The following is a 12,981-nucleotide window of genomic DNA, read 5'->3' on the forward strand; positions in this document are numbered from 1 at the left end:
CGGCACGGCATGGCCGGAGCAAGCGAAGGCATTATTGTGTTTTTACTTTATCCCCGTTATCCACAAATTTTATCCAGCGAATAATAACGTATTTATTAAAGAGAATACGTAAGGGTGAAACCCTGAATAAATTGCAGGTTTCTCTAGGGCGGTTGCAAGTAACCCTCTCTGACTATTTGCAGATAAGTGTGGATAAAATGATAAGACTGGCTTTGACGACACGGTTTGATCACCGATGCCACCTTTTAGTGGCAGAGAGTGTTGTTTTTTTCACCAGAAATAAACAGCAGGTGTAGCGAAGCCTCCGCAGGAAGCGGATGATTGAAAAGTAGGCAGGGTTAATGTGGTGGTGGCGAACCCGGCGGCTGAAGGTTAACTAATTCCAGTTGGTAAAGCTTCGTCCAGACCATTTTCTCAAATTGCTGTGGTGTCAGGTGCTGTGTCTGCCCTTTCATCGAGCGGAATATTTGTTCTGCGACTTGGCGTTTACGTTCGTCAAACGGCAGTTCTTCCAGCTGACGGCGCTGTTTACCCTCAATCGCACGTGTACGGCGGCTGAGAATAGTTTGTTGCCGGCAGCGTTCATACCAGCGCTTTCGCGCTTGCCTAACCGTTAGAAACTCACCAGGCTGTAACACCCCATCGTTTATAGCCCGCAGACGCTCGTCACGTTCGGCACGCAGCTTATCCATGTCAACGCCCGTCAGCTGCCAGCCAATATCGGTAATGATGACATGCTTGGGAAAACGACAACCGTTCACAAAATCCCACTCAGTTTCCGGCGATAGGATGATGTTGAACTTGGCCAGCTCATCGATAAGACGAGAGACGCGGGAGGTGGTCACCGCTTTCTCGGCAATCACATTCCCTTCGTCATCATGTGGGCTCAGTTCTTCGGCCAAGCGCGTGATATTGATGGTGACTATACCGGTGGCCAAGTCAGCTTTATTGACCAAAAGTACAAAAAGTGCATCTAGAAGACGTCGACGGACTTCACGAAACGCCCGCTTCCGGTCGCAGAAAGGACGTAAATAGGTAAAGACGGGATCAGCTGATACACGGCGACGTATAACCCATTCACCGGTGGTTTTATCCCGGCTCATCAGGTTACGCAGAGCGCGACCGTGTTGTTTGCTCAAAGGTTTATAGTGCGCAGGCCGCACATAAAGCGGGGAAGGACATTTGCACACCGTGGAATGTTCTCCCCGATGGCGTCTATCTTCTTTGCGATTTTCGAATGGACTTACATTATTCACGCCCGCCGACACTTATGGCGGTATTCGGGTATTGTTTTCTGATTTGCATGCGTTATAATCTCTTACAGGCCAGCGCCTGCTTTGTGATCCCCTGATATCTGTATCTTCCGCCAAGTTGAACCAGATTTCGGGGGATTTTTGCATTCAAGGCCCGCTGTTTTGAGCCTTTTTCCCTGAGCATTTAAGGATATGCCCTATCCCATCACGAAGTCCGGTCGATGACCGATCCCCGTTTTAATCCATTTTCAGCGCAATTTAAGGGCAAATTAGCCTAAAATTCAGCGCAGAGTGCGTAAATCTTACCGTATTTTCGTTGTCTTGCAACCAATGGATCGTGAAGATCTGATTTGGTATCACTAATTCTTCTTTTGGCCCATTAGGTTCACCCGTCACGGTGACGTCAACGCCCATCTATCCTGCGCTAAAAACCTCTCCATTAAAAGCCATACTTTCTATGTGTGAATATAACTATTGAAAATATATCCATTCACAACAATGTGTTGCATCAGTAACCCCGAGGGTTATGTGACATATATCACGTTTTGTACTCTTTTTTTGAATAGTCGATTTATCCGACAAAATGGCAACTAGCGATCTAAAAGATCGTCTTTTCTTCTATTTCTGGTCAAAGGATCTAATAAATGGATCTGTACTAGTATTTTATGCTACAAAAACAGGCATTGAATAAAATATAAGATCGACATTTTACCTTTTAATAGATGTTTAGATCGTATCTACTATTACAACTAGTTTAAAACACTATTCATATAAGAACATTCCGCCATGTGTTCTTTCGGTGTTTTAGAGACAAGAATAGGTTGAGCTATAACGCTGTCAGAACTGCAGCCAACGTGCTTAGGTGCGCGTCCATAAGCCTGCTTCAGCGTTATCACTGAATGTATTCGTCCCCACATGAATACAGAATGGTCCCTGCGGGGATCGGTTCGTGCGGAGCCTTCATGAATATTGAACAAGTGCAGCACTATCAGTGGTTTTTAGCGCAATACATCACAGGGGGACGTAATAGGGAGTATTTGTTTGACTGGTTGTCTAGTCAGCACATGGTGCCTTGGACACCGTTAACGGTCACGCATATCAAACGCAGCGATAAGATGTACAGCTATCGCAAGCGAGTGACTCCGGTTTTTCCCGGTTACTTTTTCTTGAAAGCCAACTTTGATGTACACAGCATCGCGAACATTCGTTGCCATACCGCTTTCTGCGACTTTGTTCATGTTGGTGGGACCATCAGTCCTGTTAGACCAATGATTGTTGAAGCATTAATGAAAACCTATCCAGACGTCGCGCTTAATATTGCGGCACAACCTGAGTTAGAAGCCGCTTCACGTCTTTGGTTAACACAAAAGCAATATGATTATTTGCTGGCTTTGGATAAAACGTCACAGCCTATATCACGGATCAGTATGTTGTACGAATTGGCGTTTAACACCGCCAACACCGCTTTCTCTCACTTTCCAACACCAGAGAAACTTTGAACCATGTAGCAAGTTCCTTTTGCCCCAATGGCCCCAAATTTTGGGGCATTTTTTTGACTATTTTGGCCTGATGCCTGACCGGCACCTTTCGATGAACATCCCCCGTTCTTTTGCCGTGAACTGTCTCAACCCTCGTTAACCTCAAGACAGCAGGGAAAACAGGCATCAGTCCAAAATAGTTTTCTACTCACCTTTGGTATCGCCTATGTCTCAACTCGAAAACCCGGTATCACATCTATTGTGGTGCATGCTGGTTGCTCTGCGTTGCGCCCATGATGACACACCCTTTCAATCTGAATCTTCACAACGAAAATTTCTGGCTCAGTGGCTCACTCAAGCACGTAGAGTGACGACTTTTTCTGGATTAGCCAGAGAGTTCAGTTCTCTACGAGAGCTTCTGGCCAAAGACAAACACATGCCCATCGAAGGTGTCTTAAGCGCGCTTTGGGAGCAGTCTGTGCTGAGTGACCAATGTGATTTTATTCGCTTACGTGATGCCAAAAATGCGCTGCATAGCAATCACTGGCGCAGCTGCGTGTGCCGTTTTCCAGAAGAAATCACCCTCGAAGTCATGAACAGGGCAAAAACGCGATACAACCACTACTTGCAGCTAACGCGTACAGAAGAGTCGTTTCAGGCCACGGGGCAGATGAACGCGCCGCTGACGTTCCAGCTCGTACTCAATAAGGAAGATCATCATTTTGAGGAGGTTTTTCATCAGTTCGGGTTTGCGGTTATGCGAGGCAATGAAATGGCGTTAGGCCGCACGGTATTACGCACACTGTACATCGGCATGTCGTCGTTATCTGAAAGTGTGTGGGGAGCAAAACCCGATAAGCTTTGGACACCGCAATACCACTGATTTTTCAGCAACACCATCCCACCTTCACATTTCCCAGCTGTTAACGATGGAGAACGCTATGTCTGATATTTGTGATCGCGCCGACGAAGAGATGGAATTTTTAAATCAGTTTCAATTTACCCGCACTTATTCATTACATCGACCATCAGCCACGCATTGTTGTGACTGTCACGACCCCATCCCTGAGCTGCGTCGAAAAACGCTTGTCGGCGTCCAACGTTGTGTGGATTGCCAGTCCATTCTCGAATTAATCTCACAATAATAAGGAACCTCATATGCAGCGTTGTTTTTCACTCAAAAAACACTATGCCCAAACGTTAGAGTTTCAGGCTATTCGTTCAACAAACGCCTGCAATATCCCGGTGAGTGCGCGTCATGTGCTTTGCGCTCTGATCGAGTTACTGCCAACACTTGAACCTGACGAACTCAATAAAGCCATTTCGCAGCTCAATCAGAGAAAAAACCCATGACACACTTATTGCGCCCCCGTCGTTGTCAACACGTTCTCCTCCTTCTTTCTGCACTTGCACTGGCATCGTGCACAACATCACAGCCTAATGAGCAGGTATTACCCACACCACGAACCTGTGATGTAAAAACAGGGATATGTCAATTTTCATGGGAAGTGTGGAGAGAGGTCCCGTCGAGCTCGGATGTGTCTCACAAAGAATTATGGGTTTCAGGAAGCGGTGCATACCCCGTCGATCAGGTGACAGCCGTGCCTTTCGAAGTAAAGGATAAAGACGACAACCAGCTCTCATTACTTTTCAACATTGTATCGTCCAGCCGTTCAAAATTTTCGGTTGTCACTCTCACAGGGAATATACAGCGTGGCAGTATCAACAGCACGTTTGCGCATAAGCTGGCTTTACCTATAAAGGGAACACATGTGCAAGCGGGTTTTGGTGCTGAGTGGTTTGATATTTATATTTATCCACCAACATTTACCGCGCCTCCTTCGTTCTAACCCTTTTTACCAAGCCCTACCGGCCGTTATCTTACTCGTCGTTTTGGCCACATGTATTTATGTACTCTCCTAGTTCTCATCCGAAAGCCACTTAACAAAAAAATCTCGCACCATGGAGCCCCCATGAAACAACACACTGTCACCGCCTTTGGGCTGTTGCTCAGTGGCTGCGCAGCTCAGGGAAGCCATGTACCTGATGTACCAGCCAATGATGTTGTCGACTCGATGATGGCGGTCAATACACAGAAAGTCAGCTTCGTACAACAACAACTGATTGCGGCCCTGACGCCTGTTTTGCCTGCACCTCCCCGAATCTCTCGCACAACGTCTTCGCTCCTGACTCAAAACGCCCACGGATTATCACAACCCAAGACGAACAATGCGCCTTCGCGTACTCCAGTAACAACATCAGCACGCATACCGACATTAACGTATCTCGGAAAGACGCCGACTATCCCCGCATTGGCGGCAGCTGGTAAAGCGCCAACGCTCCGGCAAGCCCTCGTTAACATTGTACCGAGCGATTGGACCATCCACTATGATATTGGGCTCAAACCCGAGGTAAGGCGGCCGCTGGCATGGTCCGGCAATGACCAATGGCCTTATGTTCTCAATCGCGTTTTGGCACAAGAAAAACTCCGCGCCGAGATAAACTGGCCTGAACAAAAAGTATCAATTTTTGATGCAGCCCAAACGACCGTGAACACCTCAAAGACAGCTGTAGTTAAATCAGCAACAGACAAACCTACGGGAAAAAATCCCTTCACGGGAAGTCGCGCAAAAACATCAGCCGTCGCATTAACAAATGGCCACGCCGTGGTGAAACCTCCCGTTATCAAGCCCCTTATCTGGCAGGCGAATACCGGTGCCACCCTCAAAGATACCCTGCTGGATTGGACGATACGTGAGAAATGCGCAGTCGGAGGCAGTTGGAAACTCGCATGGAATACCAGCGTCAATTACCGCATTGATGCGCCATTGGTGTTCACAGGAACATTCCAAAAAGCCATCAACGACATTTTTATTCTCTACGGCACCGCTTCGACCCCGCTCTATGCGGCTACGCAGTCAGCGCAATGCGTGCTCTTGGTTGATGATAAGGAGCCACGCTGATGCCTTGGCTATTCTATTGTCTGGGGCTGTTTGCCGTGGTGATTTATGGCGGATCTTTTTCACCTTTAGGGCAGGCACGGGAAGAGCAGAACATTCACAATCAGCTACCCCAGCAGGCCAGACAAACCTTCACCTATCTCACCGCCCTCAATGACTGGCGATACAGCCATCCTTTAGAGAATGGCACCATCGATGCCCGTCAATTGGGCATCCCTCTCTCAAACCATCTGAAAAATCAGGTCGTCAACAGCCGTCTGTGGGTATGGCAACCGACGAAGCCCGGATTGTTTAACGCCTTGTTGGCCCAAAGCGATCGCACGGCATTAGTGGGTCAGGTACGCAGTCGGCGACTGTTTGATGCCACTAACACCGATATGCAGGTCGCAGTCCCTAGCACCGTGCCTGACGGCAGTCTGGTCTGTCTTAATTAAATAAGAGAACTCCAATGATGAAAAAAACGCTCACTGCGTTGGCGATGGCGTGCCTGCTCGCCGGCTGTAGCACGTTAGACAGAATTGACTCACTGGGTAAACAAGTCAGTGAGACCGAGAACACCACGACAAAGCATCTGCAGACCTTAAAAAGCGGCAATGTCGTTCGTGAACTCCCGAGTCAGTGGATAAACCCGGTTCCTCTTAACGCCAAAGGACGCGATAGAGAACGCCTGCCCGCCTGCCTTATTCCAATTAATCGTCCCGGTGCCATATCTCTTAATGACATCAGCGCTTTTATTACCCGTACCTGTAATATCTCTGTGGTACTCACACCGGATGCACGTCAGATAACACAGGAAGGCGGCGCAACAGAACAAATCAAGGGCAGTTTGCCCGCCCCCGATGCCAACGGTATGATGCCGCTGGCACAGATGGGAGGCAGTTCGCCTGCACCGTCCCTATCCCGGCCAAGTGCCGGACTATCTCTACGTGGCGTTTACTGGAAAGGGTCACTCGACGGTTTTCTGGACAATATCACGGCGCGGCTTGGTCTTTCTTGGCGTTATGAGGACGGTCGGATAGTGATTTACTATCTCGACACGCAAAACTTTCCTGTTTTGTTTATGGACTCACAGGCAGGGTTCAGTTCAAAAACTGTCAGTGGCACAACATCCTCAACGGGCAGCAGCGGCGGAGGTAGCGGCGGCGGGATTAGCGGCGACTCCAACACCTCGCAGTCCACCGACATGTCCATCAAGTCAAACCTGTACGGTGATGTCTCTGCGACGGTGAAGTCGATGCTTACACCGGGTGTCGGCCGCATGAATCTCGCAGCGGGTGTTCTGACGGTTACCGATACCTCTCGCGTCCTGTCACAAATAGGCCAGTATATTGACGGCCGCAACCGTGAGTTGAACCGTCAGGTTGTACTCAACGTTCAAATCTACAGCGTCGAAAACAAACGCACTGACCAGCTCGGCATCGACTGGGACGCCGTTTTAAGCCTTGGTAGTGTCAAAGCGACCTTCTCAAACGCGTTCACCAACGCTAACGACGCGATTTCGAGCGGCGGTGCGATGATCGTCGATGGGAAAGGCGCAGGAACAAAAGCGCTGGTCAAAGCTTTATCAGAACAAGGCAAAGTCAGCGTTGCGACGCAATCATCCAGTCTCACCACGAACCTGAGTGCCGTTCCTATTCAGGTTGCCCTGCAGCAAGACTATATCTCTGATATTAGCAGTGACCAGACGGCCAACGTCGGCACGAGCGTTTCTGCCACACGTTCAACGATAACCACCGGCTTTAATATGACGGTGCTGCCGTATTTGATGCCTGACAGCAGCCAGATGCAGCTGCAATTCAGCGTCAATATGTCTGATGACCCGACCATGCGTACAGTCAAAGAAGGGGAGAACAGTTCTGTTGAACTGATGAAAACCCGTCTCAAAACCTTCACGCAGCGCGTCAATATGAAATCAGGTCAAACGCTGATTTTAAGCGGCTATGAGCAGCTTAACACCACGGCAGATCATCAGGGTGTCGGCTCACCACGCTTCTTTGGTCTGGGTGGCGGAGCAAGCGGTGAGCAGAACCGGACTCAATTGGTCATGTTCGTTACACCAATCATAATGGGATAATTTCATGGAAAAACTGCCGAATATTTACGTCGTTGACCATGAAAAGTGTCACTACGTGGCGGGGCTCAACTGGGAGGTCACTTCACCCCAGTCGACTCGCCGTTCCCGCAAGAAAGCCCAAACAGAAGGTGCTGACCATTTCCTGGTGTGGCGCGGTGAAAAATGGCTTCTGGGCACGACGGTCCTGTCGGCCTTTCGTGAATCCCGTGACCGTCAGCCGTACCGCTCACTGGCGTTGCATCTCTTGCCTCATTTGCCACAAAACGGCTACGCCGTTATTCCTTTATCGGAGGAGCAATGGTGGTTTGTGGCCACGCTTGGCGGCCAGCTTTCCCCACTGAGCGATATCGTCGGCACAGCCGAGCAGATAAAGAACGCCATCAATGTCTTTATCATGATGAATCCCCTGCCCCCCGCAGGCTGGCAGGTCGTCGCGCCTGACAGTTTTGGGCTTGAAAATACGCAGCCTTCACCGAGTTTGGATGACTTATTGGCTCGTGTGAAAGGACGTAAAACACCGCGTCTGGTGCCGACCAATGTCAAAGCCGCTGCGATGCTATGGCTTGTCCTTTTGGCGCTCATTATTGCCGGTCACTTTAGCTGGCAATACTGGGAGCAATACAAGGAACAGGAAGAAATTGCGGCGGCGCAGGCCGAACTGGCAGCAAAGCGAGCGGCAATGAAAAGTGAAAACGGGCATCGTCCGTGGGCCGACCTACCGCGTTTTAATACCGTATTACAAACGTGCCACAATCACTGGAAAACGCTGCCACTGTCTATCGCGGGCTGGACGTTTGCACAGGCGCAATGTACACCGATCGGAAGCCTGTCAGTTAACTACTCGCTGCCTGAAGGGGGTACCGTGGCCGATTTTGCCAATCGACTTCCTCATTGGTATCCGGGGGTGGCGGCGGAATTTAATATTCCTGGTGCGGCCAATATGGGTAGTTTTACGCTCAGCTTCACCGCCCCGCCAACCACAGGGGCTGAAAACGTACCGAGCAATGCCATACAAACACAGCGCTTCACCAGTTTTGCTCAACGCATCAATGCAGCGCTGCAAATCGTCAAACAAGACAATTCGCTACGTGATGACGCCGGAAACCTTATCGACGTCCCGTGGAATACCTATGCGTTTACCTTTGTCACCGACATTCCCCCTGACCGCCTGTTTTTAACTCAACACTTTGATGATACCGGACTGCGTTTGTCGCAGGTTTCGTTGACTCAGCGTGACGGTCAACTGACTTATACCCTAGAGGGATATCTCTATGCTGCGAAATAGCCTACTGGTTTCACTGGCACTGTTTCCTGTGCTGGTTTTGGCTGCATCTGAACCCACACCGCCCCCGCCTGAAGCCATGATGGTTTCAACACCGCCATCGGGCGGTAATGTTGTCAATATGGAAGATATACAGGCGCAAACCATGCTCTATCAGGCTCAACTCCTGCGCGATAAAGCGCTCGTTGAGCTTCAAAAGCTCGGCAGTGATGGCGACAGTCGCACACTCGCCAGCGCGCCATTGCCTTATGATACTTCGGCCTCTCAGTCAGCTGCGCCGGCAGCACAGGCAAAAGATGATACCCCGCCTCTGGTAATCCAAATCACGGGGGCCGGAAAAACAGTCTCCGCGTTAATCAGAACCAGCGGGGGTAACCAACTGATGGTTCAAGCCGGCAACGCTATCCCCGGTACGAACCTAAAAGTCGAGAAAATCTCCTTCGATGCCGTCACCGTCAGCAGACCAGGCAAGCAGCCTTGGATACTGGCTTTTGCAGAGGATTAACGATGAAAAATACAGTTGACGATAGTACTTATCAGAACACGCACACCCCTCCCAAACTCGATCCATCTGATTTTTCAGCTGAAGAGATAGATCGACTCATTGAAAAGATGCTCAAGCCCGAAGGGGCAACCATCATTTTGGGTTCAACCGGTAAAGGATGCTCATCGTTAAGCGGAGTTAAATCATGAGTGGGTCAGCTGAACGCTATCTGTGGCAGACACACGATAAACTTTACGTGTCGGCAGACCATGCAGCCTTGCCCGAAGTGCAGAGCGTTGTCGCGCGAACGCTGCGCGAAGGCTCCGGACTCATCCTCGAGACCTGCTCTCTGCAGCAACTTCGCGAGTATCAAAGTGGACCGCAAGCGCAGGCTGCTATGGCCAAAGGTGCCGTTGATAACTCTCAGGAACAAAACCGTGTACTGGCGTATTACCGTGACGCGCTAAAACAACACGCCTCTGATATTCATTATCGCATCGGTGAAAACGGACTGACCCGAATCCTGTTTCGCATTCACGGTGAACTCGGGGAGATCGGGCATCTTGAACCGGACGAAGGTTACACGCTGGCTTCAACCATCATTCAGTCGATGTGCGACGAGGCGGAACCGAGTTTTCACGCAAACCGCCCTCAAAGTGCGCGCCTGCGTAAAGAGTTTTTGCGTCAGGTGGGGCTGTTTGGGGCGCGCTATGAGCACTATCCCACGGAGTTTGGCCTGTTAGCCGTGATGCGCCTTATACCCGATGACGGTGACAATCCACCCTCACTGCCCGAGCTGGGTTTTCTTCCTGCGCAGATTGCCCTACTTGAACAGATGCTGATGACGCCCGAAGGGATGCTGTTAATCTCCGGTCCCACCGGTTCAGGGAAATCCACGACGCTGCGCACGATGTGCCGTATGTATATGGAACTCACCAACGGCACCCGACATCTCTTAACCTTTGAGGACCCCGTTGAAGGCGGAATACCCGGCGCTGTTCAGTGCGGGATCAAAGCGGACCGCAGTAAGCCTGACGCGGTGAGTCAAGCATGGAGCAGTGCGTTATCCAGCGGAATGCGACTCGATCCGGATGCGATTTTGGTCGGCGAGCAACGTGACCGTAACTCGGCGATGGCCAGTATTATCGCCGCACTCACGGGACATATCGTTCTAAGTACCGTCCATACTCCTGATGCTATCCGTATTATCGACCGTTTGATTGAAACCTTTGGTGTCAGCGCCTCATTGGTCATTGATCCACAGGTCATGATGGGGCTGATGTCACAGCGATTGGTGCAGGCGCTCTGTCCACGTTGCAAACTGACTTATGCAGAGCGACTGAAAACCCAAGCGCTGCCCGCCTTGCATCCGAGTCAAAAAGATCTGCTGGATGAACACACCGATACCCAGCACATTGCATTCCGTCATCCTGACGGTTGCCCTGATTGCTGGAAAGGCGTGATTGGACGCCGCGCTATTGCCGAAGTCATCCGACCCGATGCCATGTTTATGGACATGTACCAGCGTCACGGCAAACTGCAAACCCGCAGTTACTGGGTACATTACATGCAGGGCATCACTCGCCGCGCGCACCTGCAGCATTATCTAAACGCCGGTCAGGTCGATCCCCTCAGTGCGCACTTCACCTGCCCACTGGATGAAGACAAACGCCTGCTATTACCGAAAGAGGCCGTCAATGTTTGATATCGATGCGATCCAGAAACAGCTCGCGCAGCTGCTGTCTCCATTACAAAAAGGATGGGAAAAGGCTGAGATTTGGCTGGGACGAAAGACCTTTAATGCCAGCGATCGCTTAATGATTTATGAGGATTTAGCCTTTTTACTCGATAACAGCGTCAAGCTCGAAGATGCCGTCAAGGGCATGGCTGCCAATCGACGACAAGGAACATTTCGCCCCGGTGCCAGTGTCTACTGCCTTGAGGATATCGCCCAATCGCTCACGCAGGGCAAGTCACTGGATCAGGGACTTCGCCACTGGATACCCCGCAACGAAGCAGCCATCATTCAATCCGGCGTACAGGAAAAGCAATTAGCGGACGCCCTCAGACGTGCTAAGCAGCTGGTGTTATCTGTCCGTGATATTCGCTCAACGGTCATCGAACGGCTGACCCAGCCGCTGCTGCTGTTTTTTAGCCTGTTAGCACTGGCCTGTATGATGTCATGGAACTTTGTTCCGCAACTGGAAACCTTACAGCCGCGAGACCAATGGCAGGGAAGCCTGATGTGGATGGCCAGCATTTCTGATTTATTTGGTCAACACCTCAGCGTGTGGCTCATTGGGGTCCTCTTTATCGCCGCATGGACTTACTGGTCTTTGGGTAACCTGACAGGCCCTGCCCGACGCTTCATGGATAAATGCCCGCCTTGGTCAATTTATCGTGAAATTCAGGGGGCAACATTTCTCCTCAATTTCGCCGCGTTATCCCGCGCGCAGGTAAAAGAGGAAGACGCCTTACTGCAATTGAGCCTACACGCCTCCCTCTGGCTACGACAGCGACTCAACGCGACAACCCGACTGATGAAAAGCGGTCGTTCACTGGGGCACGCGTTGTATGAAACTGGCTATCAGTTTCCTTCCAAGGATGCGATCAACCGCCTCAAACTCCTCACGCAAGGGGACGGGGGGGAAACCATCATCGACAGTTTTGCCCACGACCAGCTAGTCCGAACGCTGGCCAACATCAAGAGTCTGGCCGGGTGGTTAAACCTGATTATTTACGCTTTGTCAGGCCTGTATATGGCGCTCGTCGCCGTTTCAACGCAAAACCTCAGCGCTGTCACCGGCGCATAACTTAATCCAATCAAAAACAAGGAACCTTTATGGACAACATCACGTTATCCCGATGCCCTGCGTCTGTTCACCGTGGCGAGGCCAACTTATTGGCACTGGTCATCACACTCGCTGTTGTCGCAGTTATGGTCATCAGCGTCATCAAATTTGGGTCGGGTATCTCTGATTCCAATAACGTCCAAGCCGAGTACAGCAACGGGACGAGCATTATCACTAACGCCCGAGCGCGACTGAAAACTGACGGGATTTATGATTTCAGCGGCGCAGCGGATATGACCGGTACGCTTATCCAGTTTGGCGGCGCACCCGGGGGAATGAAGATTGATGGCAACAAAACGTCAGGCACTGCCACATTAAGAAATTCCTTTGGCGGTACCGTCACGCTGGCTCCTGCGACCAGCAGCGGTTCAGCAAAATCAGCCTTTACGCTGACTTACAACGGTATTCCGTATGAAGCCTGTACACAGCTCGCCACATCCATGAGCAGCGCCCCAAGCATTATCACCACGTCGATTAACGGCACCGCAAACAACGGCACCGTATCTGCCGCTAACGCAGGTAAACAGTGCACCGCTAACAGCGGGAGTACCGGGCAAAACACGCTGGCATTCACCACCAACAACTAAGGGATAGGAGG

15 protein-coding genes are annotated in these 12,981 nt (G+C 50.7%); 14 read left to right on the forward strand and 1 reads right to left on the reverse strand.

Annotated elements, in window-relative coordinates:
* Positions 1 to 338: 338 nt before the first annotated feature.
* Complete coding sequence (gene repA, locus AB3Y96_RS23135) at positions 339 to 1,268, reverse strand: plasmid replication initiator RepA (RefSeq protein WP_309544524.1); 930 nt, start codon at positions 1,266 to 1,268, stop codon at positions 339 to 341.
* 947 nt (positions 1,269 to 2,215) lie between these two features.
* On the opposite strand from repA, the gene AB3Y96_RS23140 reads away from it, so the two are divergent.
* The 14 genes from AB3Y96_RS23140 to AB3Y96_RS23205 all read left to right on the forward strand — a co-directional run bounded on the left by AB3Y96_RS23140 (position 2,216) and on the right by AB3Y96_RS23205 (position 12,970).
* The gene (locus tag AB3Y96_RS23140; RefSeq protein ID WP_064575649.1) at positions 2,216 to 2,752 is read left to right on the forward strand and encodes a transcription termination factor NusG; all 537 of its coding nucleotides are present in this window, start codon (positions 2,216 to 2,218) and stop codon (positions 2,750 to 2,752) included.
* Between the two features lie 205 nt (positions 2,753 to 2,957).
* Positions 2,958 to 3,614 (forward strand): hypothetical protein, encoded by a 657-nt coding sequence (locus AB3Y96_RS23145; protein ID WP_227741815.1) that lies wholly within the window; start codon positions 2,958 to 2,960, stop codon positions 3,612 to 3,614.
* Positions 3,615 to 3,672: 58 nt separating this feature from the next.
* A complete protein-coding gene (locus AB3Y96_RS23150; RefSeq protein WP_064575643.1) occupies positions 3,673 to 3,876 on the forward strand; it encodes a TraR/DksA C4-type zinc finger protein in 204 nt (67 codons plus the stop codon).
* Between the two features lie 13 nt (positions 3,877 to 3,889).
* Complete coding sequence (locus tag AB3Y96_RS23155; RefSeq protein ID WP_064575638.1) at positions 3,890 to 4,084, forward strand: hypothetical protein; 195 nt, start codon at positions 3,890 to 3,892, stop codon at positions 4,082 to 4,084.
* 185 nt (positions 4,085 to 4,269) lie between these two features.
* A complete protein-coding gene (locus tag AB3Y96_RS23160; protein ID WP_115349488.1) occupies positions 4,270 to 4,581 on the forward strand; it encodes a hypothetical protein in 312 nt (103 codons plus the stop codon).
* Positions 4,582 to 4,704: 123 nt separating this feature from the next.
* The gene (locus tag AB3Y96_RS23165) at positions 4,705 to 5,694 is read left to right on the forward strand and encodes a TcpQ domain-containing protein (RefSeq protein ID WP_181881133.1); all 990 of its coding nucleotides are present in this window, start codon (positions 4,705 to 4,707) and stop codon (positions 5,692 to 5,694) included.
* Positions 5,694 to 6,125 (forward strand): type IV pilus biogenesis protein PilM, encoded by a 432-nt coding sequence (pilM, locus tag AB3Y96_RS23170; protein WP_115349490.1) that lies wholly within the window; start codon positions 5,694 to 5,696, stop codon positions 6,123 to 6,125. The genes AB3Y96_RS23165 and pilM overlap by 1 nt, the downstream gene beginning before the upstream one ends.
* Before the next feature lie 14 nt (positions 6,126 to 6,139).
* Positions 6,140 to 7,765: a PilN family type IVB pilus formation outer membrane protein gene (locus AB3Y96_RS23175; RefSeq protein WP_115349491.1), complete on the forward strand. Its 1,626-nt coding sequence runs from the start codon at positions 6,140 to 6,142 to the stop codon at positions 7,763 to 7,765.
* Between the two features lie 4 nt (positions 7,766 to 7,769).
* Entirely contained in the window at positions 7,770 to 9,050 is a 1,281-nt protein-coding gene (gene pilO2, locus AB3Y96_RS23180; protein ID WP_115349492.1) for a type 4b pilus protein PilO2, read from the forward strand.
* Positions 9,037 to 9,552 carry a type IV pilus biogenesis protein PilP gene (gene pilP, locus AB3Y96_RS23185; protein ID WP_064575626.1) on the forward strand — a complete coding sequence of 172 codons (516 nt, stop codon included), beginning with the start codon at positions 9,037 to 9,039 and terminating at the stop codon, positions 9,550 to 9,552. Before pilO2 ends, pilP begins: the two co-directional genes overlap by 14 nt.
* A gap of 2 nt (positions 9,553 to 9,554) precedes the next feature.
* On the forward strand, positions 9,555 to 9,740 hold the full coding sequence (locus AB3Y96_RS23190) for a hypothetical protein (protein ID WP_115349493.1): 186 nt from the start codon (positions 9,555 to 9,557) through the stop codon (positions 9,738 to 9,740).
* On the forward strand, positions 9,737 to 11,236 hold the full coding sequence (locus tag AB3Y96_RS23195) for a GspE/PulE family protein (protein ID WP_115349494.1): 1,500 nt from the start codon (positions 9,737 to 9,739) through the stop codon (positions 11,234 to 11,236). The genes AB3Y96_RS23190 and AB3Y96_RS23195 overlap by 4 nt, the downstream gene beginning before the upstream one ends.
* The gene (locus AB3Y96_RS23200; RefSeq protein WP_367300417.1) at positions 11,229 to 12,344 is read left to right on the forward strand and encodes a type II secretion system F family protein; all 1,116 of its coding nucleotides are present in this window, start codon (positions 11,229 to 11,231) and stop codon (positions 12,342 to 12,344) included. Before AB3Y96_RS23195 ends, AB3Y96_RS23200 begins: the two co-directional genes overlap by 8 nt.
* 29 nt (positions 12,345 to 12,373) lie before the next feature.
* Positions 12,374 to 12,970: a type 4 pilus major pilin gene (locus AB3Y96_RS23205; protein WP_046449666.1), complete on the forward strand. Its 597-nt coding sequence runs from the start codon at positions 12,374 to 12,376 to the stop codon at positions 12,968 to 12,970.
* Positions 12,971 to 12,981: the final 11 nt, after the last annotated feature.

It is taken from the genome of Hafnia alvei (assembly GCF_964063325.1).
Lineage (GTDB): Bacteria > Pseudomonadota > Gammaproteobacteria > Enterobacterales > Enterobacteriaceae > Hafnia > Hafnia alvei_B.

What these genes read in the sequence shown, in the direction of transcription:
- AB3Y96_RS23140 (WP_064575649.1), top strand. Translation starts at nt 2,216, where the DNA reads ATGAATATTGAACAAGTGCAGCACTATCAGTGGTTTTTAGCGCAATAC.
- AB3Y96_RS23145 (WP_227741815.1), top strand. Translation starts at nt 2,958, where the DNA reads ATGTCTCAACTCGAAAACCCGGTATCACATCTATTGTGGTGCATGCTG.
- AB3Y96_RS23150 (WP_064575643.1), top strand. Translation starts at nt 3,673, where the DNA reads ATGTCTGATATTTGTGATCGCGCCGACGAAGAGATGGAATTTTTAAAT.
- AB3Y96_RS23155 (WP_064575638.1), top strand. Translation starts at nt 3,890, where the DNA reads ATGCAGCGTTGTTTTTCACTCAAAAAACACTATGCCCAAACGTTAGAG.
- AB3Y96_RS23165 (WP_181881133.1), top strand. Translation starts at nt 4,705, where the DNA reads ATGAAACAACACACTGTCACCGCCTTTGGGCTGTTGCTCAGTGGCTGC.
- pilM (WP_115349490.1), top strand. Translation starts at nt 5,694, where the DNA reads ATGCCTTGGCTATTCTATTGTCTGGGGCTGTTTGCCGTGGTGATTTAT.
- AB3Y96_RS23175 (WP_115349491.1), top strand. Translation starts at nt 6,140, where the DNA reads ATGATGAAAAAAACGCTCACTGCGTTGGCGATGGCGTGCCTGCTCGCC.
- pilO2 (WP_115349492.1), top strand. Translation starts at nt 7,770, where the DNA reads ATGGAAAAACTGCCGAATATTTACGTCGTTGACCATGAAAAGTGTCAC.
- pilP (WP_064575626.1), top strand. Translation starts at nt 9,037, where the DNA reads ATGCTGCGAAATAGCCTACTGGTTTCACTGGCACTGTTTCCTGTGCTG.
- AB3Y96_RS23190 (WP_115349493.1), top strand. Translation starts at nt 9,555, where the DNA reads ATGAAAAATACAGTTGACGATAGTACTTATCAGAACACGCACACCCCT.
- AB3Y96_RS23195 (WP_115349494.1), top strand. Translation starts at nt 9,737, where the DNA reads ATGAGTGGGTCAGCTGAACGCTATCTGTGGCAGACACACGATAAACTT.
- AB3Y96_RS23200 (WP_367300417.1), top strand. Translation starts at nt 11,229, where the DNA reads ATGTTTGATATCGATGCGATCCAGAAACAGCTCGCGCAGCTGCTGTCT.
- AB3Y96_RS23205 (WP_046449666.1), top strand. Translation starts at nt 12,374, where the DNA reads ATGGACAACATCACGTTATCCCGATGCCCTGCGTCTGTTCACCGTGGC.